The organism is Erwinia sp. JUb26 (assembly GCF_003751505.1).
Classification (GTDB): Bacteria; Pseudomonadota; Gammaproteobacteria; order Enterobacterales; family Enterobacteriaceae; genus Erwinia.
Genome location: NZ_RJVB01000001.1, coordinates 560,424 through 584,499 on the forward strand (window position 1 = coordinate 560,424; position 24,076 = coordinate 584,499).

The 24,076-nt window shown below is 56.1% G+C and carries 26 protein-coding genes; 17 read left to right on the forward strand and 9 right to left on the reverse strand.

All coding sequences use genetic code 11. The features are described 5' to 3' along the window. Positions 1–173: 173 nt before the first annotated feature. Together glsB and EC836_RS24705 are read left to right on the forward strand one after the other, a co-directional pair. Complete coding sequence (glsB, locus tag EC836_RS02620) at positions 174–1,100, forward strand: glutaminase B (protein ID WP_123329870.1); 927 nt, start codon at positions 174–176, stop codon at positions 1,098–1,100. Positions 1,101–1,264: 164 nt separating this feature from the next. Further along, positions 1,265–1,441: a hypothetical protein gene (locus EC836_RS24705; protein ID WP_158612766.1), complete on the forward strand. Its 177-nt coding sequence runs from the start codon at positions 1,265–1,267 to the stop codon at positions 1,439–1,441. Positions 1,442–1,461: 20 nt separating this feature from the next. Here EC836_RS24705 and EC836_RS02630 read toward each other — a convergent pair whose 3' ends face one another. Further along, a complete protein-coding gene (locus EC836_RS02630; protein WP_123329874.1) occupies positions 1,462–2,943 on the reverse strand; it encodes an MFS transporter in 1,482 nt (493 codons plus the stop codon). A 109-nt stretch (positions 2,944–3,052) separates the two neighbouring features. Between EC836_RS02630 and EC836_RS02635 the strand changes: the two genes are divergently transcribed. The 4 genes from EC836_RS02635 (at position 3,053) to EC836_RS02650 (ending at position 6,289) form a co-directional block, all read left to right on the forward strand. Continuing rightward, positions 3,053–3,913 (forward strand): helix-turn-helix transcriptional regulator, encoded by an 861-nt coding sequence (locus tag EC836_RS02635; protein ID WP_370346710.1) that lies wholly within the window; start codon positions 3,053–3,055, stop codon positions 3,911–3,913. A gap of 221 nt (positions 3,914–4,134) precedes the next feature. Further along, entirely contained in the window at positions 4,135–5,007 is an 873-nt protein-coding gene (locus tag EC836_RS02640; protein ID WP_123329878.1) for an NAD(P)-dependent oxidoreductase, read from the forward strand. Positions 5,008–5,218: 211 nt separating this feature from the next. Next, a complete protein-coding gene (locus EC836_RS02645) occupies positions 5,219–5,674 on the forward strand; it encodes an Rrf2 family transcriptional regulator (RefSeq protein ID WP_123329880.1) in 456 nt (151 codons plus the stop codon). A gap of 273 nt (positions 5,675–5,947) precedes the next feature. After that, positions 5,948–6,289 carry a helix-turn-helix domain-containing protein gene (locus EC836_RS02650; RefSeq protein WP_105593739.1) on the forward strand — a complete coding sequence of 114 codons (342 nt, stop codon included), beginning with the start codon at positions 5,948–5,950 and terminating at the stop codon, positions 6,287–6,289. Positions 6,290–6,348: 59 nt separating this feature from the next. Here the strand turns inward: EC836_RS02650 and EC836_RS02655 are convergent, their stop codons facing one another. Further along, on the reverse strand, positions 6,349–7,362 hold the full coding sequence (locus tag EC836_RS02655) for an ABC transporter permease (RefSeq protein WP_123329882.1): 1,014 nt from the start codon (positions 7,360–7,362) through the stop codon (positions 6,349–6,351). A 9-nt stretch (positions 7,363–7,371) separates the two neighbouring features. Then, a complete protein-coding gene (locus EC836_RS02660) occupies positions 7,372–8,415 on the reverse strand; it encodes an ABC transporter substrate-binding protein (protein ID WP_123329883.1) in 1,044 nt (347 codons plus the stop codon). 193 nt (positions 8,416–8,608) lie between these two features. On the opposite strand from EC836_RS02660, the gene EC836_RS02665 reads away from it, so the two are divergent. The 8 genes from EC836_RS02665 to EC836_RS02700 all read left to right on the forward strand — a co-directional run bounded on the left by EC836_RS02665 (position 8,609) and on the right by EC836_RS02700 (position 15,860). Beyond that, positions 8,609–9,424 carry an ABC transporter ATP-binding protein gene (locus tag EC836_RS02665; RefSeq protein ID WP_123329885.1) on the forward strand — a complete coding sequence of 272 codons (816 nt, stop codon included), beginning with the start codon at positions 8,609–8,611 and terminating at the stop codon, positions 9,422–9,424. Next, a complete protein-coding gene (locus tag EC836_RS02670; protein ID WP_199734992.1) occupies positions 9,414–10,463 on the forward strand; it encodes a PLP-dependent cysteine synthase family protein in 1,050 nt (349 codons plus the stop codon). Before EC836_RS02665 ends, EC836_RS02670 begins: the two co-directional genes overlap by 11 nt. Positions 10,464–10,482: 19 nt before the next feature. Continuing rightward, on the forward strand, positions 10,483–11,514 hold the full coding sequence (locus EC836_RS02675) for an isopenicillin N synthase family oxygenase (RefSeq protein ID WP_123329886.1): 1,032 nt from the start codon (positions 10,483–10,485) through the stop codon (positions 11,512–11,514). Positions 11,515–11,582: 68 nt separating this feature from the next. Continuing rightward, the gene (locus EC836_RS02680) at positions 11,583–12,338 is read left to right on the forward strand and encodes a MetQ/NlpA family ABC transporter substrate-binding protein (RefSeq protein ID WP_370346713.1); all 756 of its coding nucleotides are present in this window, start codon (positions 11,583–11,585) and stop codon (positions 12,336–12,338) included. Position 12,339: 1 nt separating this feature from the next. Further along, on the forward strand, positions 12,340–13,131 hold the full coding sequence (locus tag EC836_RS02685) for a methionine ABC transporter ATP-binding protein (protein ID WP_123329890.1): 792 nt from the start codon (positions 12,340–12,342) through the stop codon (positions 13,129–13,131). Continuing rightward, positions 13,128–13,787, forward strand: a complete 660-nt coding sequence (locus EC836_RS02690; protein ID WP_199735023.1) for a methionine ABC transporter permease — start codon at positions 13,128–13,130, stop codon at positions 13,785–13,787. The genes EC836_RS02685 and EC836_RS02690 overlap by 4 nt, the downstream gene beginning before the upstream one ends. Positions 13,788–13,862: 75 nt before the next feature. Continuing rightward, positions 13,863–14,882 carry an AI-2E family transporter gene (locus tag EC836_RS02695; RefSeq protein ID WP_123329892.1) on the forward strand — a complete coding sequence of 340 codons (1,020 nt, stop codon included), beginning with the start codon at positions 13,863–13,865 and terminating at the stop codon, positions 14,880–14,882. 18 nt (positions 14,883–14,900) lie between these two features. Further along, positions 14,901–15,860 (forward strand): AEC family transporter, encoded by a 960-nt coding sequence (locus EC836_RS02700; RefSeq protein ID WP_123329894.1) that lies wholly within the window; start codon positions 14,901–14,903, stop codon positions 15,858–15,860. A gap of 230 nt (positions 15,861–16,090) precedes the next feature. On the opposite strand, the gene EC836_RS02705 is transcribed toward EC836_RS02700, so the two are convergent. Continuing rightward, entirely contained in the window at positions 16,091–16,531 is a 441-nt protein-coding gene (locus EC836_RS02705; RefSeq protein ID WP_123329896.1) for a GNAT family N-acetyltransferase, read from the reverse strand. Between the two features lie 253 nt (positions 16,532–16,784). Here EC836_RS02705 and EC836_RS02710 point away from each other — a divergent pair, with 253 nt between their 5' ends. Next, positions 16,785–17,486: a lecithin retinol acyltransferase family protein gene (locus EC836_RS02710; protein ID WP_123329898.1), complete on the forward strand. Its 702-nt coding sequence runs from the start codon at positions 16,785–16,787 to the stop codon at positions 17,484–17,486. A 302-nt stretch (positions 17,487–17,788) separates the two neighbouring features. On the opposite strand, the gene EC836_RS02720 is transcribed toward EC836_RS02710, so the two are convergent. Then, positions 17,789–18,457 carry a sulfite exporter TauE/SafE family protein gene (locus tag EC836_RS02720; protein WP_233599124.1) on the reverse strand — a complete coding sequence of 223 codons (669 nt, stop codon included), beginning with the start codon at positions 18,455–18,457 and terminating at the stop codon, positions 17,789–17,791. Positions 18,458–18,642: 185 nt separating this feature from the next. Here EC836_RS02720 and EC836_RS02725 point away from each other — a divergent pair, with 185 nt between their 5' ends. Beyond that, a complete protein-coding gene (locus EC836_RS02725; RefSeq protein WP_123329904.1) occupies positions 18,643–19,530 on the forward strand; it encodes a LysR family transcriptional regulator in 888 nt (295 codons plus the stop codon). Between the two features lie 71 nt (positions 19,531–19,601). Here the strand turns inward: EC836_RS02725 and EC836_RS02730 are convergent, their stop codons facing one another. Continuing rightward, positions 19,602–20,489: a LysR substrate-binding domain-containing protein gene (locus EC836_RS02730; protein ID WP_123329906.1), complete on the reverse strand. Its 888-nt coding sequence runs from the start codon at positions 20,487–20,489 to the stop codon at positions 19,602–19,604. Positions 20,490–20,645: 156 nt separating this feature from the next. Here EC836_RS02730 and pckA point away from each other — a divergent pair, with 156 nt between their 5' ends. After that, positions 20,646–22,265 (forward strand): phosphoenolpyruvate carboxykinase (ATP), encoded by a 1,620-nt coding sequence (pckA, locus tag EC836_RS02735; RefSeq protein ID WP_123329908.1) that lies wholly within the window; start codon positions 20,646–20,648, stop codon positions 22,263–22,265. Positions 22,266–22,505: 240 nt separating this feature from the next. Here the strand turns inward: pckA and EC836_RS02740 are convergent, their stop codons facing one another. The 3 genes from EC836_RS02740 to EC836_RS02755 all read right to left on the reverse strand — a co-directional run bounded on the left by EC836_RS02740 (position 22,506) and on the right by EC836_RS02755 (position 23,804). Further along, on the reverse strand, positions 22,506–22,997 hold the full coding sequence (locus tag EC836_RS02740; RefSeq protein ID WP_123329910.1) for a GNAT family N-acetyltransferase: 492 nt from the start codon (positions 22,995–22,997) through the stop codon (positions 22,506–22,508). A 214-nt stretch (positions 22,998–23,211) separates the two neighbouring features. Then, positions 23,212–23,502, reverse strand: coding sequence for an addiction module antidote protein (locus EC836_RS02750; RefSeq protein ID WP_123329914.1), 291 nt, complete (start codon positions 23,500–23,502; stop codon positions 23,212–23,214). Further along, complete coding sequence (locus EC836_RS02755; RefSeq protein ID WP_123330727.1) at positions 23,499–23,804, reverse strand: type II toxin-antitoxin system RelE/ParE family toxin; 306 nt, start codon at positions 23,802–23,804, stop codon at positions 23,499–23,501. Before EC836_RS02755 ends, EC836_RS02750 begins: the two co-directional genes overlap by 4 nt. Between the last annotated feature and the right edge of the window lie 272 nt (positions 23,805–24,076).

Genomic DNA, 24,076 nt, shown 5'->3' on the forward strand with positions numbered 1-24,076 from the left:
AAATTCAATAAATTTGTAAATCGGAATTTATATATAACTTAAGCGAATCAATTGTTACTTTACTATTACTCTCAGTCATCGCAGTTTTGCATTAGTAGGTTTGACCTTTTAACGATCGAGCGGCAGAATCGCCAGGAAAATCAGGCCGTAAAGGCACCCGTCGAGGAAGAGATATCGTGAGCATTCTGAATAATGCCCTGCTGGAGGAGATCCTGCAGCAGGTACGGCCGCTAATTGGTCAAGGTAAAGTGGCCAGCTATATTCCTGCGCTGGCCGGCGTGCCTGCCGATCGGCTGGGCATTGCGGTCTGCATGCTGGATGGCACCCTGTATCAGGCAGGCGATGCCGAAGAGCGTTTTTCGATTCAGTCAATATCCAAGGTGCTTTCCCTGACCCTGGCGCTTACACGCTATCAGGACAGCGAAATCTGGCGGCGGGTGGGGAAAGAGCCGTCCGGTCAGCCGTTCAATTCCCTGCTGCAGCTGGAACTGGAGCAGGGGAAACCGCGCAATCCGTTTATTAACGCCGGTGCGCTGGTGGTGTGCGATATGCTGGAAACCCGCCTGACCGCGCCGCGTCAGCGGATGCTGGAGCTGGTGCGCGTGCTGACGCAGCAGCCGGATATTCACTACGATCGTCACGTTGCCCGCTCGGAATTCGATCATTCCGCGCGTAACGCCGCCATTGCCTGGTTGATGAAGTCGTTTGGTAACTTTGCTAACGATGTTCAGACGGTACTGCAAACCTACTTTCACTACTGCGCGATGACTATGAGCTGCGGCGAACTGGCGCGCTGTTTTTTATATCTGGCCAATCAGGGGCGGGGCCTGGGGCAGGGCGAACCGCTGCTGACGCCGAAGCAGGCGCGGCAGATCAATGCGCTGATGGTGACCAGCGGAATGTATGACGGTGCCGGGGAATTTGCGTGGCGGGTCGGTATGCCGGGCAAATCGGGCGTGGGCGGCGGGATTATTGCCATCGTTCCGGGTGAAATGAGCATCGCGGTCTGGTCGCCGGAGCTGGACGCTTCCGGCAATTCTCTGGCGGGAACCGCCGCGCTGGAGCTGCTGGCCGAGCGCATCGGCCGTTCGATTTTCTGACCCGATAAGGAGGAGGGTATGGATTTTTTGCTAAAAAAATGAGTGGGTTAACTCGGGTTATCAATTGTTGATCCAGCTCAAAGCCTTTTGCAGCACAATTTGCTAATATTTCGCAATGTGAATTAACCTTTCCATTACGAGGCTTGGGCAACGTGAACAATGATATGAGCATTCCTGCGCGACAGCTGACGTTGAACCATCAGCTGCGGCAGTATGGCAATCTGGTTAAGCTGGCGATGATCCGCACCACGCCGCAGATTATTGAAGTATGGACCATGAGCGGCAGTCGGTTGCGCTTCCATCCCACACAGCAGGTCGAGGCGAAGTGGGTGGTTCAGTGAACGTTCACTTCGCATCAATATTACTCTGCTTTATCCCTGACGGCGCAAACGGCAGGCTTTAGCGCCGGTGCATTTCCCTGAACGTTAGCGTTTTCCTGGGTTGTACCGCGTCGCAAAATAACCGCGCTGATAACCAGTGCCAGCATGATTGCCCACTCCGCGCCCAGCGCGAGCAGGACCGCGTGCTGGTAGTTCCCTTCTGGCAGCAGCGCGTGGCTGTAGACCGCACCCAGCACCATCGGTCCAAGACCGAAAGCCGCCTGCTGTACCGTGGAAAGCATCGCACTGCCCGCACCTGCATGACTTTTTGGCACTTCCGCCAGCCCGATGCGGAAGAAACAGCTGACGATAAACGCCTGGCCGAACCCAATCAGCGCGGTCGCCGGAATAAGTTGTACAATCCCAACGTTGGGCCAGCCGTGATTGAAGGTCCAGGCCAGAATCAGTAGCCCGCTCATCTGGATCAGGCAGCCGGTAATCAGTGTAGGAACTTTACCCAGCCGTTCAACCACGCGGGTGGAAAGTAGCGAACTGATAAAGTAGGCGACGCCGAGCGCGATAAAGGCGTTGCCGGACTGGAAGGCAGTAAGGCCGAGTCCTGACTGAAGAGTCAGTGCGACCACGAACATAAACCCGCTCCAGCAGCAGAAGAACAGCACCGCAATCGTCAGGCCAAAACGCACGCCGTGCAGGCGCATTAAAGCCGGTGGCAGCAGGGGTGCACCGCCGCGTTTTTCAATACCCCGTTCCACCTGCCATAAACGGCGCAGCAGCAGCGGAAACGCCAGCAGCAACACCAGGCACGGCCAGCTCCAGTGCAGCAACGGCCCAAGCGCCAGCGCAGTCAGCAGGCAGCCGATCGCACCGACCAGGTACAGCGTGCCCGGCCAGTCAATGGCGACGCGGCGTTCGTTCTGAGTCTCGGGGATGCTGCGCGGTGCCAGCAGCAGGATCGCCAGGCACAGCGGAATATTAATCAGAAAAACGCTGCGCCAGCCGTAGCCGCCGGGATCGGCATTAATCAGAAACCCACCGAGTACCTGACCGATAATAAACGCCATGCCGCCAATACCGCCGTAAAGCCCCAGTGCCCGCGAGTGCTCGCGACCGTGCAGCGTCACGTGCAGGGTGGCGAGAATTTGCGGCACGATCAGCGCGGCGCCAATGCCCTGTAAAGCCCGTGCCAGCAGCAGCGCCCAGACGTTGGGGGCAATACCGCAGACCAGTGAGGCGATGCCGAACAGCAGCACGCCGGTGCTGAATACCCGACGGCGACCAAAGTTATCACCCAGACGCCCGCCCATCGCCAGGCTGACGGCAAAGGCGATGCCGTATACGGCAACGATCAGCTCAAGCTGGATAGGGGTGGCATGTAGGGTAGCGGACATCGCGTCCAGCGCCACGTTAACGATGGAGAAATCTATCATCGGCAACAGCTGACCCGCCAGCAGCACAATCAGCCCGCTTTGCCCGAGTGTGGTGGAATCAATCCCGCTTTTCATCTTGCATAACCCTTGTGTTAATCAGTGACCGGGCATAGCATCAGGGAAAAATTAAACGGGTACCAGATCCTGCTTATCATAGTACTGGCGCTACCCGTCTACGAGGAAACTGCCCGTGAGTGAAATTCAGATCCCCGCCAGCACCGCGCAAAAAAATCGTCAGCTGCTGGCCACCTTCCTGCGCAGCCGACGTGAAAACCTTGACCCGATGCGCCTCGGTATGCCGCATCATCGCCCGCGCCGAACGCCGGGGCTGCGGCGGGAAGAGGTGGCACAGCTGGCCGACGTTGGCGTCACCTGGTACACCTGGCTGGAGCAGGGACGGGAGATTAATGTATCGTCCAAAACGCTGTCGGCGATAGCCACGGCGTTACAGTGTAACGAGGCAGAAACCCAGCACCTGTTCCAGCTGGCCGGACACGCGTCACCCGCGTCGGTCGCGGCGAAAACCTGCGCTACCGTTTCCGCCCACGGACAAATTCTGCTGGACAGCCTGAATCCGCTGCCGGCGATTATTCAGTCGCTGCACTTCGACATCCTCGGCTACAACCCTGCATGGTGTCGGCTGATGAATGTCGAACTGGAAACCATTCCGCAGGCCGACCGTAACTGTATTCTGCTGGCGTTTACCCATCCTCAGTGGCGGGCGGCGATTGCCGATCAGGATATTCTGATGCCACATATGGTGGCGCTGTTCCGCACTCAGATGGCAGATCACCTTGACGACCCGCGCTGGCAGGCTCTGCTGGAGCGGCTGATGGCGGAGTCGGAGGAGTTTCGCGATCTGTGGCCGCGCTATGAAATTCGCGCGATTGATAATCAGGTTAAGCGTTTTCATCATCCTAAAACCGGCACGATCACGCTCAGACAGAATAACTGGTGGTCCGCGCCGCGCAATGGCGATCGCCTACTGGTGTACATCCCGAACGATGAAGAGAGTGCCGCCGCGCTGCGCAGCATTACCGACTGAGCCGCTCGATTCCGCAGAAAATGACGGGTAACGATTGAGTAACTCTGGTTAGCAGACAATGACTGATAACGACAGAGTCTCTCTATTTAACAGAAAATACCTGAACGACGGCGTCGCCATATTCAGCAAAAAAGTCCCCATTCCTTCTTTTTTTAAGTTACCCTGGACGGGTCAGGCGGCATGATTATGCCGCCGTTTTCATTTAACAGGGAGTCACACTGATGAATCAACGTCCAACGGTTGCCGTACTGGGTCTTGGCGCGATGGGGCATGCTTTTGCCGCTAATCTGCTGAAAAATGATTTTACCGTCTTTGGCTGGAACCGAACCCGGGCGCGCGGCGAAGATCTGCTGGCCGCAGGATTGCAGTTGGCGGACATTGCCCAGCAGGCGGTGGCGTCAGCCGATGTGGTGATTGCCATGCTTTCCGACGGCGAAACCACTCAGGCGGTGCTTAACGATGTGCTACCGCAGCTGAAGCAGGGCGCGGTGGTCTGCCAGATGGGCACCATCGGCATTGCGGCCACGGAACAGCTTATCGCGACATTTAATCAGCATCGGCCCGATGCGGTGTTTATCGACGCGCCGGTTTCCGGCACCAAAGCGCCGGCGGAAAATGCACAAATTCTGATCCTCGCCAGCGGCGACCGTCAGCGTGCGGCAGCCATTGAGCCGGTATTTGCCGCAATCTCCAAAGGCGCGAAATGGCTGGGTGAAGCCGGTGCCGGGTCAAAAATGAAGCTGGTGGCCAATGCGTGGCTGGTTTCGATGGTGGAAGGGCTGGCAGAAAGTACCCGCCTGGCCGAGCAGTTGGGCTTCTCGCCGGATGACTTCTGGCAGGTGCTGGACGGCGGTCCGCTGGCGGCACCCTATGTGAAAGGCAAGCTGGCGATGATTGCCGGGGGCGAATATCCGCCGCAGATGCATCTGACCTGGGCGCTGAAGGATGCGCGCCTGGCGCTGGAGGCCGCAGGGGATACTGCGATGCCGGGTCTGGAAACGATCGCTGCCCTGTGGCAGAAAGCGGTAGATGCGGGCTACGGTGAGAAAGATCTCTCGGTGATTTATCGCTATTTACAGGAAAATAACGTCTGATTTAACGGGGTGCTGTTCGGCACCCCGACAATATTCCCCGTCAAATCATTATGATAGAACCAATAGCCCATAGTGCTTAGTGCGCGACTTCAAAAGTGTAACCAGGTTTGTTATATTATTAGCCTGATGTTTTTTATAGTTAACTGATTTTTAATGCTTTTTATTCCAGTGTTTCATCCGCAGATGGACGGCAAAAAGCCAGGATCACATCATGCTTGATAATCGTTTTCCTACCGCCCTGCAAATGGTGCTGTGTATTGCCAAGGCGGATAGCGAGGATAGGCGCTGCACCAGCAAGATTCTCGCCGATGGCCTCGACGCCAACCCGAGTTTCGTGCGTAAACTGATGGTGCCGCTGACTCGCGACGGTATTATTGTTTCCACGCTGGGCCGCTGTGGCACCATTCGTCTTGGTCGCCCCGCAGAGCAGATCACCCTGTGTGAAATCTACACCTCGGTGACCAATGATAAACCGCTGATGGCCAGCCGACCGGAAGTGCCGGCCCGCTGTGTAGTCAGCGCGAACGCCTGTCGCTTCTTCAAAGAGCTGGCGAAAGAGGCCGAGCAGGCGTCCCTTGACGTGCTGGCCCGACGTACCGTTGCCGACGCGCTGCGTGAAATTATGCAGCGTGACTGGACCGACGCTGAAGCGCGCTGCGCCTCCTGATTGACCCTCTCAGACATTTTCTCCCGCAGGCCTTTATCGCTGCGGGTTGTTCACGTCTGCTGATTTAAGTTTTGCCCGTCTGCTGTCGCTCATAATGGATGAATTACGATTAAACAGCATTTAATGCAACAATAAAACTTGCATTAAAAACGGCGTTGTCTTACCGTTGTTAAGTGCACTTATCATAGTTGCCTTTTACTCTCACAGAGAATCAGGTCGGGGCACGACCAGGTTGATAACAACACCAAATTTACCAGCATCAGGGGAAGACCGATGAGCCATGATGATTTTATTAACGATCTTGTAAAGTGGATCGATACCCATATTGAAGGGAAGATGGATTTAGACACCGTTGCGGATCGCGCGGGCTATTCGAAGTGGCACTTACAGCGGATGTTTAAGCAGCACACCGGTTATGCGCTGGGTGAATATATTCGTGAACGCCGCCTGAAAAAATCCGCTGAACGCCTCGCCCGGGGCGGTGAGCCGATTCTGGATGTCGCTATCAGCTTTGGTTTTGATTCACAGCAGTCGTTTAACCGCAGTTTCAAACGTCAGTTTGGTCAGTCGCCGGGCGCATGGCGCCGCCAGGTGCAAATCGCCGCTCACGCCTGATAGTGTTAATGCTGGCAGGCGGAGCGGGATCCCGCTCCACCGCCGGCAGTGTTAGTTACTTACCACTTCACCGTTCCACGCTGCCACGCCAGCGAACGATCGCGGATGGCAAACAGCAGGCTAATCAGCGACGAGAACAGCAGGGCCATTACGATCAGCGCCCCGTACATATTGGCATAGGCCGCCCAGCCCTGAGCCCACTGCAGATACCAGCCCAGTCCCGACTTCACCCCCATCATTTCCGCTGCGACCAGCACCGAGAACGATGCGCCCAGCCCCATAAACAGCCCGACGAACACCTGCGGCAGCGATGCCGGTACCGCCACGCGTAGCACCAGAAACAACGTATTGGCGCCCAGCGTGCGCGCCACGTCGTAGTACCGCTGGTCAACGCTGGCGACGCCCGACCAGGTCAGTACCGTCACCGGGAACCAGGTTGCCAGCGCGATCAGGAACACGGCAGCGGAGAAGCTGGACGGGAAAAAGTACAGCGACAGCGGCAGCAGCGCGGTCGACGGCACCGGGCCGAGGAAGCGCAGCAGCGGATGCACCCAGTAGCCCAGGCCTCGCGACCAGCCGATCGCCACTCCGGTAATAAAGCCGGTGATGCTGCCGAAAATAAAGCCCAGCGCCAGCAGGCGCAGTGAATTCAGCACGCTGTCGCCCAGGCGGAACCAGTCCGTGGCCCAGGCTTCAACCAGCGCACGAGGCGGCGCGAAGAACGGGGCAGGGAGCAGCGCCAGCTTGGCGGTCGCCGCTTCCCAGATGCCGATCAGGATCGCCAGCGCCACCAGCCAGCGGCCGCCGCGTTGAAACGGTGCCAGCACCTTAGGGATCGCCAGCAGGCGACCCAGGGCAACGATTAAGGTTAGTGCGGCAGCAAGGATGAAAAACACCCGGTGCGTTTCAGCAACAAAACGCGGTGGGGCGAACCCCACCGGCTTATCCGGCCAGTAAATCATCAGTGCCACCAGCCCCCACCAGGCAAAAACCGCCAGGATCAGCGCCGGGTTAAGCCGGACCGAAGCGGATCGGCTGTCTGTCCGCGGTGGAGTCAGGGTTTCACTGGACATACTTCCTCCTTATGCTGAATGTTGATGCGCCGGGGCAGCAGGCAACACGTCAGGTACATAGTGAGCCGCGAAACGCTGCACGTCGGTATCTTCGCGGATCACCTTGATGGTTTTCAGCTCGTTCAGATAGGTCACCACTTCCTTACGCAGCTGTTCGCCGGTGGAGTGATGATTGTGGGTATGTTCGCGCAGCATGGCGGCGATATCGTCCGGCGAAACGTTTCCCGGAACGAACGGCGCGAAGATCTTCGCGGTTTCTGCCGGGTGATCCGCCGTCCACTGCTGGGCGTCGATAATCGCCTGGGTAATGGCGCGTGCCACCTCCGGCTGTTCGCGCACCAGCGAACCGCGCAGTCCCAGCACGCAGCAGGCGAGGTTGTGATATTCACCGTTCAGATTGTTATCAACTTCTATCAGACCGTCGTGCTTTTTGATCAGCCAGCCCTGCGGATCGTCGGCTGCCAGCGCCTGCACTTCACCTTTACGCAGCGCTTCGCCGAACAAATCGGCGGGATACTGCACCCAGTTCACCTGCGTATCAGGATCGATGCCGAGCTTCGCCAGCTGGATCGCAAAGAAGTTGCGCAGCGGGCTGGCCTGATCGGTTACCGCCACGTTTTTGCCTACCAGGTCGCGCACGCTTTTAATACCGCTGTCTTTGCTGGTCAGCAGACGCATACAGCCGCCGTGCGTTCCGACGGTCAGATCGACATCGAAGCCCTGTTCCAGCGGCTTCAGCCAGCGCAGCGCCATACCAATACCGCCATCCGCCTGGCCGGTAGCAATCGCTTGTAGCAGCGCATCCGTCGGGCCGCTAAAGTTGACCGGTTCAACGTTTAGGCCGTACTTTTTAAAGAACCCCTGTTTTAGTGCGACCGATATTGGCGACTGACACACCGCCGTCTGGCCCCAGGCCAGCTTGACGGTGGTTAACTTGCTGGTGTCTTCACCCGCAGCCCACACCGGTAACGCCGGTGCTGCCACCAGTCCTGCACCCACCACACCCAGAGTCTGAATAAAACCGCGCCGTGAAATCCCACGTGAAATTGTCATGCCTGTTATCCCTGTTGACTGAATTATGTCCGCACTATGGCAATTTTTTTTACATCGCCAAAATAACAATCCCTCATTTTCAATTGCGAAATCACGTTATCCACCGGGCTGTAAACCTTTGCCACTATTGATATTTCACGCGCGGTAAAAAAAACGGAATAGTCATCTTATTACGGATTAATGAGGTGGACCGATGTCACTGGCAGAACAACTGGATACGGCTTCCGGGCTGGAAATCACCATCAATCAGGTTAGCCACGCTTTTCATCTCGACGGGCAGAGCCTCGCGGTGCTGGACAACGTGTCGCTGAAGGTTGAAGCAGGCGAGTTCGTTGCGCTGCTGGGGCCGTCCGGCTGCGGCAAGTCCACGCTGCTGCGGCTGGTGGCCGGGCTGGATCATCCTACTCTGGGCGAGATCTTTGAGGATCGCCAGCCGCTGACCGCACCACATCCCAGCCGGGTAGTCGTGTTTCAGGACCCGACGCTCTACCCGTGGCGTCGGGTGTGGCGCAACGTCGCCATCGGCCTGCAAACCCAGGGCAAGCTGACGCCGGAAGGGCGCGAACGCATCGACCTGACGCTGGAAAAAGTGGGCCTGAGTCAGTTTGCTAACGCCTGGCCGCATCAGCTGTCGGGCGGCATGGCGCAGCGCGCCGCGCTGGCCCGGGCGCTGGTGAATCATCCGCGGCTGCTGATCCTTGATGAACCGCTGGGCAAGCTGGACTCGCTGACCCGCATTCGTATGCAGCACGAGCTGGTGGAACTGTGGCGCGAACAGCGCTTTACCGCCCTGATGGTGACTCACGATGTTGAGGAAGCGCTGCTGATGGCGAACCGGGTGGTGGTCTTCAGCCCGCGCCCGGCGCGAATTATTGAAACCATTCATGTCGATCTGCCGTACCCCCGCCGCCGCAACGATCCGCGTCTGATCGCGCTGCGATCGAAAGCGCTGGCGCTGCTGGGTGCTGAAGCCACTGAAGTGACCGAGGATGCTGATAATGACCATTAATAATTCCATTACTGAGCTGGTCGGCGACACGCCGCTGCTGCGGCTGTCGCGTTTTCGTCAGCAGTTTGAGCTGCCAGCGGAGATCCTCGCCAAGCTGGAGTATTTCAACCCTAACCACAGCGTGAAAGACCGCATTGCGCTGTCGATGATCGAAGAGGCCGAGCGCAGCGGAAGGCTTAAGCCGGGCGATACCATCGCCGACTCGACCAGCGGTAATACCGGTATCGGGCTGGCGGCCATCGCGGCGGCGAAAGGCTATCCGTTCCGCGTCTATCTGCACGACAAGCTGAGCGAAGAGCGCTTTCAGATCCTGCGCGCGCTGGGGGCAGAAGTGATCCCGTTCAGCCAGGTGGAGGGCTTTACCGAGGTGCTGGAGCAGAGCGACGGCGATTTTGTTGCCGCCTCGCGCTGGCTGGCGGAGAACGTGATCAACCGTCAGCCCAACGTCTTCCATACCGCCCAGCTGGAAAATCCGGCTAACCCGGGGGCGCACTATCGCACCACCGGCCCGGAAATCTGGCAGCAGACCGAAGGGCAGGTGGACATCGTTATCGCGGCGGTGGGCACCGGCGGTACGGTTTCCGGTATTGGCCGCTATCTCAAACAGCATAATCCGGCGATTCAGGTGATTGCCGTCGAACCCGGCCCGCATTCGATTCCGACCGCAGATCGCCCTGAGCAGCGTGAATTAACCGGCGTTCATGCCTTCAGCGACGTGCTGCCGGAGCGCGTGCCGCCCACCCTCGACCGCAGCATCGTCGATGAGGCCTTCCCGGTGGAGCACTGGCAGGCAACCGCCGCCGCCCGTGAAGTGGCGGTCAGCGACGGCATTCTGATCGGCGAATCCGCCGGGGGCGTGCTGTACGCCGCTCGCGAGGTGGCGCTGCGCCCGGCAAACCACGGCAAACGCATCGTGGTGGTGCTGGCCGACAGCGGCTTGAGCTATCTCTCCACAGGCCTGTTTAACCATGACATTACCCCAGGCCAGCTGCAGGTTGCTGCGCTGGTCAGCAATCATCAAATAAAAAACGTTTCATAACCCGACGCAGAGAATTTTCATGAGCCAGATTACCTCGTTACCGATCCTTGACCTGTTGCAGCTGGACGGCACCCCCGAACAGCAGCAGGCGTTCCTCGATAAGCTGGGCCGCTCCGCCCGCGACGTCGGCTTCTTTTATCTGATCAATCACGGCATTGATGCCGAACTGTCGGCACAGGTGCAGCAGCTTTCCCGCCGTTTTTTCGCGCTGTCGGAGGCGGATAAACAGCAGGTGGCGATGATCCACTCGCCGCATTTTCGCGGCTACAACCGCGCCGGTTCCGAACTGACGCGCAGCCAGCCGGACTGGCGTGAGCAGTTTGATGTCGGGGCTGAACGCGCGCCGCTGCCGTTAGGCAACGGTGACGCGGGCTGGAAACGCCTGCAGGGTCCGAACCTTTGGCCGGAGGCGCTGCCGGAGCTGAAGCCGGTGCTGCTGGCGTGGCAGCAGGCGATGACCAGCATGTCGCTGCGGCTGCTGCGGGCCTTTGCCCGCGCGCTGGAGCTGGCTCCCGACGCTTTCGATTCCCTGTACGGCGATAAGCCAAACGAACATATCAAACTGATCCGCTACCCGGGCCAGACGGCGGAAACCTCCAGCCAGGGCGTGGGTGCGCATAAAGACTCCGGCTTCCTCAGCTTCCTGCTGCAGGATCAGCAGCGCGGATTGCAGGTTGAAGTCGCCCCTGACCAGTGGGTCGATGCGCTGCCGCTGAACGGTGCGTTCGTGGTGAACATCGGCGAACTGCTCGAGCTGGCCAGCAACGGCTATCTGCGTGCCACGGTGCATCGTGTGGTCGCACCGCCTGCCGATCAGGATCGCCTGTCGATCGCCTTCTTCCTCGGCGCGCAGCTCGATGCGGTGGTGCCGGTGTTTAATCTGCCTGAACCGCTTGCCCGCCTGGCGCTCGGCCCGGCCAGCGACCCGCTCAATCCGCTACTGCGCGATGTGGGCTGGAACTATCTGAAAGGGCGTTTGCGTTCTCATCCCGATGTGGCGCAGCGCTGGTACGACGAATTACAACAACAACAACCTCAACACACAGCCTGATTTAAGGAATAACAATGAACACACGTTTTGCCGCTTTATCATTCTCAGGGATTGCTTTATCCGTGGCGATGGCTTTCAGCGTTAACGCTGCCGAACCGCTGCGCGTGGCTGCCGATCCGGTGCCGCACGCCGAGATCCTCAACTTTGTGAAAAAACTCGATCCGTCGCTGGATCTTAAAATTATCGAGCTGAGCAGCGGCGTGAACGCCAATGAGCTGCTGGCGCACGGCGATGTGGATGCCAACTACTTCCAGCACGTGCCGTATCTGCGTGACCAGGAAAAAGCGCTGGGCCAGAAGTTCGCCGTGGCCGCGACGGTGCATATCGAACCGCTGGGCATCTATTCCCGCAAGGTGAAAAGCCTGAAGGATGTGAAGGAAGGTGCAACCATCGCCGTACCTAACAACACCACCAACCTGAGCCGTGCGCTGTATCTGCTGCAAGCGCAGGGGCTGATCAAGCTGAAAGCGGGCTATAACGATCCGTCGAAGGATCAGGCAACGCCGAAAGATATCGCCGAGAACCCGAAGAAACTGAAAATCCTGGAAGTGGAATCGCCGCAGATCCCGCGCGCGCTGGATGACGTTGACCTCGCGGTGATTAACGGCAACTACGCGCTGGAAGCAGGACTGACGCCGTCGAAAGATGCGCTGGGCTTGGAAAGCGCCACCAACAACCCGTACGCCAACATTCTGGCGACCACGCCAAAACTGGCCGATGACCCGCGTATTCGCCAGCTGGCGAAGGACCTGGAGTCAAAAGAAGTTGCCGACTTTATTCAACAGAACTATCGCGGATCGGTGATCCCGGTAGCGGGTAAATAAAATGATTCGCCTGGAGCAGGTCAGTAAAATTTACGCCGGGGGGCAACCTCCGGCACTGGATGAGGTGTCGCTGGTAATCCCCGATGGGGCCATCTACGGCATTCTTGGCCGCAGCGGTGCGGGGAAAAGTACCCTGATCCGCTGTCTGAATTTACTGGAAAGGCCAACGTCCGGGCGCGTGCTGATCGACGACCAGGATATCACCGCGCTGACGCCACGCGCACTCCGGCAGCAGCGTCAGCGCAGCGGGATGATCTTCCAGCATTTCAACCTGCTGCATTCGCGTAACGTGGCCGATAACGTCGCGGTGCCGCTGGAGATTGCCGGGGTGAAACGCCCGCAGCGTCAGCAGCGGGTAAACGAACTGCTTGAACTGGTAGGGTTGAGCGATAAGGCGGCCGCCTGGCCGTCACAGCTTTCCGGTGGACAGCAGCAGCGCGTGGGGATTGCCCGCGCGCTGGCGGCCCGGCCCGATTATCTGCTGTGCGATGAGGCCACCAGCGCGCTGGATTCGGAAACTACCGCCTCGGTGCTGGCGTTGCTGCAGCAGATCAATCAGCAGTTCGGTCTGACGGTGGTGATGATCACCCATCAGCTGGAGGTGGTGAAATCGATCTGCGATCACGCCGCGCTGCTGGAACGCGGGCGGCTGCAGGAGAGCGGGGCGCTGAGTTCGCTGCTGCGCCAGAAGGATTCCCGCTTACGCAACGCGCTGCTGCACGATGCGGAGAGCGAACGCCGCTTCTTACAGCGCCACGGCATTGAAGGAGGCCCACTGTGCGCGGTAGCCTGAGCCTTGAAGACCTGTGGCAGCTGATGCTGCAGGCCACCCTGGAAACACTGTATATGGTCGGCTTCTCCGGGCTGTTTACCCTCGCCATCGGATTGCCGCTGGGCGTACTGCTGTTTATCAGCCGCCGCGGTGGCATTCTGCCGCTGCCGCGCGTCAATGCGGTCGTCGGGGCGATAGTTAACGTCGGCCGTTCGCTGCCGTTCCTCGTGCTGCTGATTGCGCTGATCCCCACCACCCGCTTTATCGTCGGCACCACGCTCGGCAGCAGCGCGGCGATTGTGCCGATCACCATTGGTGCGGTACCGTTCTTTGCCCGCATCGTGGAAAGCGCGCTGGATGAAGTCGCGAAAGGGCGCATCGAGGCGATGCTGTCGATGGGCGGCAGCGACTGGCACGTGGTCAGCAAGGTGCTGCTGCCGGAGGCGCTTCCCGCGCTGCTGGCCGGTATTACGCTGACGGTGGTGATGCTGATTGGCTTCTCTTCGCTGGCCGGGGTGATCGGCGGCGGCGGGCTGGGCGATCTGGCGATCCGCTACGGCTATCAGCGGTTTAATCAGCCGGTGATGATTGCCACCGTGGTGGTGCTGATTGCGCTGGTGCAGGTTGTGCAAATGACCGGCGATCGGCTGGTGAGAAGCCTGGCGCATCGTCGTTAATTCAGCACCCTGGCGTGATGGCATAGTATACTGTCTGAATTCGCATTACTTTTCTTCTTTCAGACAGGGTACGTCATGGAAATTCGTCATGCCATCAAGACGCAGTGGTGCCAGACCGCCAGCTATGGGCTGATTTTTATCGCATTGTTTGCCATTTTCCCACTGCGGCTGCTGCCGTGTTTCCTGGCCGGGTTCATCGTCTATGAAATCATTCTGGCGATGACCCCGTATATTGAGCGGCTGGTGAAAGGGCCGATTGCCCGCTGGATCAGCATCTTATTCCTCAGCATGGTGATTATTCTCGGGCTGGTCACCGGCATCACCAAACTGATTAGCTTCCTGCTGCACGACTTCCAGAACCCCGCGATGTTCCACGCCACCGCCACCAAAATCCTTGAAGATGCCCAACATACCCTGTCGCCGGTGGTCACCCGCTATCTGCCTGCGGATATCGATGAACTTCAGCATAAGGTGATTACCTGGCTGCGCGAGCATCTGGTGGTGGTACAGACCTTTGGCCGCAGCGCCGCGCACACCTTCGCCACCATGCTGATCGGTATGCTGCTTGGGGCGATTATTTCCCTACGCAACAGCAAGGGCCGCAGCGAAGATGCGCCGCTGAAAGAGGCGATGCTCGATCGCCTGCGTACCCTGGCGGACTCCTTCCATAATGTGGTGTTTGCGCAGATCAAAGTCTCGCTGGTCAATACCGTGCTGACCTGCGGCTTCCTGTTTGGCATCCTGCCGCTGTTCGGCCTGCATCTGCCGTTCGCCAAAACCGTGGTGGTGCTGACCTTTATCGCCGGGCTGCTGCCGATTATCGGTAATCTGATTTCCAATACGGTGATCGTGCTGATCGGGCTTTCCATCTCGCTTGAGGCGGCGCTGATTGCGCTGGTCTATCTGATCCTCATCCACAAGCTGGAGTACTTTATCAACGCGCGTATTTTCGGCACTCGCATCAGCGCCAAAACCTGGGAGATCCTGCTGGCGATGCTGGTGTTTGAATCCGCCTTCGGGCTGGCGGGCGTGGTGGCGGCACCGGTGTATTACGCCTATCTGAAAAGTGAACTGCGGGCAGCGCGGCTGATCTAACCTTCATCAAGGATTTTTATGTTAGCGTTCGGCAGCTCGCTGTGGCACCAGTTTCTTATCGCGATACCGCTGTTTGTGCTGATCGGCCTCGGCTGGCTGCTGGTGCGCTGGCGGCGCTGGCCGGAAAGTATTACCGAAGCGATGAACCGGCTGGTGTTCCGCGTGGCGCTGCCGTCGATGCTGTTCCGCCTGATGTGCGATTTCAGCAGCGGCCCGCCGGTGGATGCCCGCCTGCTGCTGGCGTTCTTTGGCGGCTGCCTGCTGGTATTTATTCTCGGCAGGGTGATTGCCAGTCGGGTGTTCCGTCTTGATGGCGTGTCCGGTTCGGTGTTTGCGCTGGGCGGCATCTTCTCCAATAACGTTCTGCTCGGTCTGCCGATTGCCCGCGTGATGCTCGGCGACGAGGCGATCCCTGCGGTGGCGCTGGTGCTGGTGTTTAACGGCCTGCTGCTGTGGACGCTGGCAACGGTTTCGGTGGAATGGTTTAAGCATGGTTCGCTGAGCGTAAAGGGCTTTGGTAAAACGGCAGTCAGCGTGCTGCGCAACCCGCTGATTATCGGGATCCTCAGCGGCACGCTGTTCAGCCTGACCGGGCTACCGCTGCCGCAGATGATTGACCAGCCGGTAACCATGCTCGGCCAGATCGCCGTGCCGCTGGCGCTGGTGGCGCTCGGTATGAGCCTGGCCTCTTACCGCATTAAAGACGGCCTTGCCATCGGCGGCGCACTCAGCGTGATTAAGCTGGTGGTGCATCCGCTGGTGGTCTGGGGCCTTGCCTGGCTGCTGGGCCTGCCGCCGCTGGAGAGTAAAGTGGTTGTTCTGCTGGCCTCAATGGCGGTGGGCGTGAACGTTTACCTGATGTCCCAGCAGTTTAACGCTCTGACCGGACCGGCTGCGACAAGCATGCTTTTGACGACGTTATTTTCAGCAATTTCCACGCCAGTTCTGATACTTACGATGGACTGGGTTTACGGGTGAATGTTCTGGATTTCTTAGCGCGATCGTCGTTATCCTTTTTGCTCATCAACTCGATTCAGCTGGCTGAATTATTTTTACTACTGTAACGCGATGAATGGATATGCGGGGATGTTCCGGAAGGTCCGAGACGGTTGTTAACTGATCTGAATGGCGATCCGGTTTGCTGGGGAGTATTGGATACGGGAGTCCGCTTTGTGCCAGAAGCGGACATTTACGAAAGAGATCTTTGCTTAAACGTAGCGAAGTTTTTCTAATCTAATGTCGGATTCGCTCACATTTTCTTTCTCAACCCAGCCCAGCCGCCTGTAAAATTCTGCCGCACGGCTGTTTTTGTCGGTTTCAAGCCAGGCAACCTCATAATGTTTGAATAATTCCTGCTCTGCGAGTTCAACAAGGCGGCGACCTACACCTCGGCCTTCATATTCAGGAAGAACAAAGGCCGCAAAAAGAGATCCTTCATCGAGCATAATCATCGAAAAACCAATCACTTTGCTGTTATCTACGGCAACCCATGCGCAACAACTGTTTTCTATCATATCGATGACGCTGCTCTCAGTAATTCCCATCAGCTCCATTTCTTCTCGATTGAGATAATTTTCTTTAACCGAAGTCCTGACGTCAAAAATACCTTCTATATCAGAGGATAGAGCTAGTCTTGTCCTGATATTCATTTGTATTACTCCATGGATGAGACAGTATAATTTTGATGATTAACGAGTGATTTTCTCTAAGGATATAGAATCTTTTGTGAAATTACCGCTAACTTCCGCTCCTCGCTTAACGCGGACATCATTAACCTCGTTTAACTTCTCCTGTCATAAGGGGAAAAAGTCTTTACAAAATAATTTGAACGCTTGGTGATTTCCAAACAATACTTTCGGGTATAAACTCGGCGGATATGATTAGCTGAAAATGGAATAATCGATGTTTACCCTTGGCGCACACCTTTCATCCAAACGTACCGGATATACTCATCATGGTATTTACATTGGGAGTGGTAAAGTTATCCATTATTCAGGTCTGGCAAGTGGGTTAAGCAAAGGTAAAATCTGTGAGACTTCGTTTGAAGACTTCAATCAGAACCAGAGCGAAGTTGCCATTATCGAACATCTGGATGCTAAATGTGTTTACTCCAATGTAGATATTGTGAAAAGGGCTAAATCCAGACTGGGTGAGGATGGATATAATATATTCAACAACAACTGTGAGCATTTTGCGACATGGTGTGTGACTGGCGTTAGTGAAAGTGCTCAGGCCAAAACAGTGAAGACTATGGCAGTATCTGTAGGGCAGGCGGGGGTCAATGCTTACAGCTATTATAAAATAACTCAAACAGCCCCCACGGTATTAAGAACTGCGGCGTCCATGGCAAGCCGTCAGGTTGCTACGCGAGCTATAGCATCAGGGGCAATGACATCCGGTACTTCAGCATTGACCGGTATATCGTCTGTTGCTAGTGGTGCAGGGTTAACTACAGCAGCTTTCTCTGGTGGAGCGAGTACTATTGTTGGCTTAACTGGAGCTTCAGCAGCTACAGTAGCTGCGGCCCCCGTTGTGCTTGCCGCGGGAGGCGTAGCTTTAGTTGGGTATGGTGTATATAAAGTATGGTCATGGCTTAGCGACTAATTCTCAAATAAGCATTTAAACGCCGTTGTCGTAGTGTCGATGAGTTCTCCGGGGTGATCGGAATCGACGTTGCGGATGCAACGCTGGAGGGCTATGTAAAATACGGTGATCTGCTCCCTGTCGGTTAGCACACGGGAAGGTGAGTAGAGCATTATCAATGGCGATGATAGTTGTGAACGTCTGCTCCTCGCTCATAGCCGCCACACCATAACCAGTGGCGACTATAAGCATCAACTCGCCTGATTTACGCTATCAATCCAGGAAAACTGCATTTCTTCCCAGCCGCCTACAGGATCTACAAACTAAACAAACGGCCGTGAAACCAACTCCAGTCCAAGCACCATCAGGAACAGCAGGAAACACTGCCTGAAGCGTCTGGCGCTGATGCGTGCGCGCACTTTTTGCCCCAGCCACATCCCGGCTAAAGCAGGAACCAGCGAAAAAAGGGACAGCGAAAGCTGCTCTATGCGAAAAGCATCATGAAGAAACAGCCCCACGGCAAGCGCCACGGTAGAGACGGTGAATGACAGCCCCAGGGCCTGAACGAGTTCATCTTTCCGCAGGCCAAGAGACTGGAGGAAGGGAACGGCGGGCATTACAAATACGCCCGTCGCGCCGGTGATGATGCCGGTTGCGCCACCAATAACCGGGGAAAGCCATTTTTCCTTTGCCTGAGAGACCGTCAGCGACGGCGATAACATCGCAAAAACAGCGTAAGCGATTAACGCGCCGCCAAGAGCAAACGCTGACCAGGCGGGATTAACGGTGACAATCATCGACGATGCCGCCACGGTTCCCGCCAAAATCAGCAGCATCATCAGCCACAGCCGGGTAACAATCCGCTTCACCGAAGGGCCGGTTAACAGCTGCAGCACATTGGTTACGAAAGAAGGAAGTACCAGCAGTGCGGCTGCGATTGGCAGCGGCATAAACATGCCAAGCAGCCCCATCGCCACCGTAGGCAGCCCCATCCCGGTTACGCCTTTTACAAAACCGGCAAAGATAAATATCAGTGAAAGAGTGATAAACAGCTGTCCGCTCACATATTTTGCCCCGTAGTAGGATTTTCCGTGATTCAACCATCTCAGCCGCCGGTGGACAATCTGGTTTAAGCGCGTCATGCTTCGGAAAAACCGAAGGCTGAGGTGGGTATCCTGTGAGGCTGGATCTTTCTGATTTGAAACTTGTCGTCTGCATCGCGGATGCCGGCAGCATAACCCATGGTGCCAGGCATGCCAGCCTGGCCGTAGGATCGGCCAGTGAGCGACTGAAAAGTATCGAGGATGACACAGGAGTAACGCTTTTTTTCCGGCATCCAAGGGGAGTGAGCCTGACAGAAGCCGGTGAGGTCCTCGTCCGCCATGCACGGGAAATTCTGTCCCAGCACGAGCGACTTAAAGCCGAGCTTGGTGCTTACGCAAAAGGATTCAGAGGAAAGATCACGCTATATGCCAACACCTCAGCGATGGCAGAATTTCTGCCCGGCAGGCTGGCAAAGTGGCTTTCAGCGCACCCGGATGTGGCTATTGAGCTTGAGGAGAGAACCAGTGCGGATATTATCAACCGCGTAAGCAATGGCACAGCCGAGGCCGGTCTCGTTTCAGATGCGGTAGATGCCCGAGGACTCATAGTTAAACCCATAGCGGATGACAGGCTCGCGCTTATCGTCCCGCCTTCTCACCCATTTGCAGACAGGGAAACCCTCTCTCTTTCCGAAGCAATTGCTGAACCTTTCATTGGGTTATACCCTGGTAATGCGCTTCAGGATCACATCAGTGAACATGCGAAATGCCTTGGTCGCCCACTGACTTATCGCATAAGAATGAGCAGTTTTGAAGGGGTGGGGGAGATAGTCAGCAGTGGGATTGGCGTAGGGGTTCTTCCCCTGGCACTGGCCGAACGCTTTGGTAAAAAATTCCCGTTCCATATCCTGCCGCTAACCGACCCGTGGGCACGGCGAAGGATCTGCATTTGCTATAAAACAGCGGATTCACTGAGCCCGGCCATGAAAGGATTGCTGGATTTTCTCAGCATCCAGTATTGATAACTCTCAATATTCTGCCAGCCTTAGCCGTTCCGTGCCCCCCAGATTTACAGAATGTAAAGTCGTTCCTGTCATGCCTTATTTCGCTCCTTCATATAGCGCCAGAAGCGTTCTGCCGTCAGATTCAAACGCGCACCGGAGCGATAAACATAAGCCGAAATATTGAGCGTAAGGCCAGGGTCCATAATTGCCAGTTTTCCTTCCTCCAGTTCACGCTGAATCGAGTAATCCGGTAGCCAGCCAACGGCATCGCCCTTCAGGATCATCCTTTTCAGCAGTTCACTCATTGAGGAGACAAATGTCAGAAGAAAGGTGGTGTTCGGAATGCGGTCGATCACCTGATTAACCTGACGCCCCATGTAGCTGTCATTGGCATATTTGACCAGCGGCAGCGTGTCGCCGTTTATCCTGAATATCGGCTTGCCGTGCGGATCGCAGGGGGAGACCAGATGCAGAGCGGAATCGAAGATTTTATGATTGATAAACGGGTAGTTCATCAGCTCTTCGTTATAAAATGACAGGATAAAGTCACTTTTCCCCTCTTTCAGATTAAACACCGCATCGTTGACGTTAATCGATTCAACAAAGAACACTTTATCCGGGCTGTCGCGGTAGTCGGCTAGCAGATCGGGCAGCAGCAGAACGGAAAGCGAAGGGGCGGCATCAATTCGGATGCTCTGCTTCAGCTTATCCTCACCCTTGATGCGGCTAATCTGGAAGTCCATATCGTCAAGCATATTTCTGGCATAGCCGACGAATATTCGGCCCTGCGGCGTCAGCTGGGGGGGATTCACATTGCGGTTGAAGACGCTAAAGCCCAGGTTGGACTCCAGTGCCTGAATCCTTCTGCTGAAGGAGGATTGAGAAATATTTCGTTTTTCTGCCGCCAGGGTAAAGCTGCGGCACTCCTCCAGCGCAATCACATCATAAAGCCACTTTACTTCGAGATTACTTAGCACTTCTTCACTCCGATTTCAGCCCCAATCTCTATGCAATTTTTACATGACAGATGATTTAAATGCAATTTCTGCATTATGACGGTGGTGTTACTATCCGCAGCACAGTCGGGGCGGTAGCGGCCACCTCGCCATTCATTCACTGAGTCAGGGTATTCTATGAGCGCCATTAAATCTGTCATGCAACATCTGTCAAGCCTTGGCATCAATGATGTCAGCGAGGTTATCTACAACCCGGATTACGAATTGCTCTTCGAGCATGAAACGGCAGCCGATCTTAAGGGGCCAGCTCGCGGTACGCTGACCACGTCTGGCGCGGTGACGGTGGATACCGGCGAGTTCACCGGCCGTTCTCCACGCGATAAGTACATCGTCCGCGACGACGTTACCCGCAATACCCTGTGGTGGTCTGATGCGGGCACGGGGCGTAACGATAACAAACCGATGTCTGCTGAGGTTTGGGCGCACCTGAAAACGCGGGTTGCCGAATACCTGTCGGAGAAAGCGCTGTATATCGTTGATGCCTGGTGCGGTGCCAGCGCCGATACCCGCCTGGCGGTGCGCTTTGTGACGGAAGTGGCGTGGCAGGCGCACTTTGTCAAAAACATGTTTATCGCTCCCACCGCCGAGGAGCTGGCAAACTTCACCCCGGACTTCACGGTGATTAACGGCGCGGGCTGCATCAATCCGCAGTGGCAGGAGCAGGGGCTGAATTCCGAGAATTTCGTCGCCTTCAACCTGACGGAAAATATCCAGCTGATTGGCGGAACCTGGTACGGCGGCGAGATGAAAAAAGGGATGTTCTCCGTGATGAACTACCTGCTGCCGCTGAAGGGCATTGCGTCCATGCACTGCTCAGCAAACCGCGGTGAAAAGGGCGACGTGGCGCTGTTCTTTGGCCTCTCCGGCACTGGGAAAACCACCCTGTCAACCGATCCGCGCCGCCAGCTGATTGGTGATGATGAGCACGGCTGGGATGCCGACGGCGTATTCAATTTTGAAGGCGGCTGCTATGCCAAAACCATCAATCTGAAGGCGGAGTCCGAACCGGAAATTTATGGTGCCATCCGCCGTAACGCGCTGCTGGAAAACGTGGTGGTCAGGGACGATGGCAGCGTCGATTATGCCGACGGCAGCAAAACCGAGAATACGCGCGTTTCCTATCCGCTGTCGCATATCGAGAATATCGTGCAGCCGGTTTCCCGCGCCGGTCATCCTTCACGCATTATCTTCCTGGCGGCGGATGGATTCGGGGTGCTGCCGCCGGTTTCCCGCCTGACGCCGGAACAGATGCAGTATCACTTCCTGTCCGGTTTCACCTCTAAGCTCGCGGGTACCGAGCGTGGGATCACCGCCCCAACGCCAACCTTCTCGGCCTGCTACGGCGCGGCTTTCCTGCTGCTGCACCCAACGCAGTATGCCGATGTGCTGCAGGAGAAGGTCGCGCAGAGCGGTGCGGAAGTCTGGCTGGTGAATACCGGCTGGAACGGGGCGGGTCAGCGCCTGTCGCTGAAGGATACGCGCCAGATCGTTAATGCCATCCTGGAAGGTGAAACGGGCGCACTGCGTGAGGAAGCGCTGCCGATATTTGGTCTTGCCATTCCGCAGGAGATTGCCGGTGTGGATGCCGCCACCCTCGATCCGCGTAACGCCTGGGCATCCCCGGCGCAGTGGCAGGACGCGGCGGAGAAACTGGCGCAGCTGTTTATCAGTAACTTCAAACAGTACAGCGACAACGAGGCCGGTGCACGTATTGCCCAGGCCGGGCCGCGACTGTAGCAGGACTGAGTTCTGCTCAGTGCTTGAGAGGTTGATGCGCTGCCGCTGAGAGTAAAGCGCTGAAATCTGACAGACTCGACGCTGTTCTGCTTAAAAAAAGCAGGGCAGCGTTTTACTCTTTATATCAGCTATTTGCTTAAAAAATAACCCCATAATACTAATCAACCGTCCCTTCAGGGCGGTTATATTGTCATCAAAATTGCCGGTGATCCTGACGTCTGCGGATATGCAGAATAGTGATTAGCCTCGGATCTGCTCCTGGGGTACGAATTCCAGCACTTTACGCATTAACGCATTTTGCAGCGTTACGCCGCGCCGAACGGGGAAACCACGTTCGACCACATGAAAACCGTGGCGGAGAAAGAAACCTTCAGCCGTTTTGCTGACGTTTGAAGTCAGCTCTGTCAGTCCAAGACGTTCGGCCTCTTCATGGATGCCTTTCATCAGCAGCGTGCCGACACCCTGTTTCGGGTAGCTACCCGATACGAAGAAATGGTCAATATAGCCATCCGGCTGAACATCGGCGTATCCTGCAATTTCTCCCTCTACCTCAACGACAAACGGCCGCAGCTGGCTGATGTGGCTGGCCCACAGCTGTGGATCCCTGTCTTTCGGTGCCCAGGCGTCGATTTGTTCGGGCGTGTAGTCCGCGGACGCAATATTGTGTATCGACGAAAAAAATACGCGGAGTAGCGCCGACTCATCGCCGTTCCTGAATCTTCTGATTTCCATGAAATCCGTCCTGATGCAGTTTCACTTTGGTGGAGCAAAGGCCTCATTGAAGAAGCTGTGCAGGTCAACGCCGAAGTACCAAAGCCCGATACCGAAGCAAATCACTATCGCTGAAACAATTTTTTTTATCATGGTTGCTGCCCTCGCGTTAAGAGGCCTTATCCTGCCATGCGCCTTCTGATTGGCGAAGTGTTTATTGTCTCCTGGCTTACATTCAGAAGGGGACTGAGTGCAGCCTTAAGCCCAGCGCTTTCATCACTTTTATCACCGTGCCAAATTCTGGATTTCCCTCACCCGATAAAGCACGATACAGGCTTTCTCGGGACAAACCTGTATCCCTGGAAATCTGTGACATGCCACGCGCGCGCGCGATGGTTCCCAACGCCTTTGCAATATATGCAGGGTCGTCGCCAGCTTCTTCAAAGCAGGCATTCAAATATTCAGACATATCTTCTTCATTTTTAAGATACTCTGCAGTATCCCACTTAGAGAACTTTTCGTTCATTTATGAGCGTCCTTCCAGTTATGGGCGATTGCTTTGGCCTGCTGTATGTCGCGTGTATGAGTACTTTTGTCGCCACCACATAGCAATACAATGATAGTGTCCCCATCCTGGAGAAAGTAAAGACGATAACCAGGACCATAATGAATTCTTGCTTCACTGATCCCTTCGCCAACGGGTTCAACATCACCGGAGTTTCCTCCGGCCATGCGATCAATTCGCGCAGCTATACGCATCCTTGCTCGCCGATCCCTTAGCGATGACAACCAGTTTGAAAAGGTGTCGCTGCGAATGATATCTTTCATTGTTATAATGTAGCCCATGAGCTACATCTTTTCAATCTGGTTCAGCCGTCTGCTAAACCCAGGGAGGGTTCAGTTGCGATTATGATGCAGTTTTTATCAGCGGTTGGTACCCTCGCGTATGCTAAAAACTATCCCGTAATTTTTTCGTATGCCTTCAACATCGTTATCTTTAATTTCTACTGATGTCAGGGTTTTACTTTAATACGGATTAAATAATTAAGATTATCTAAGCTCTCAGAGCATGTTGCTCGCAGCTGTGTTGGGGGGATTAT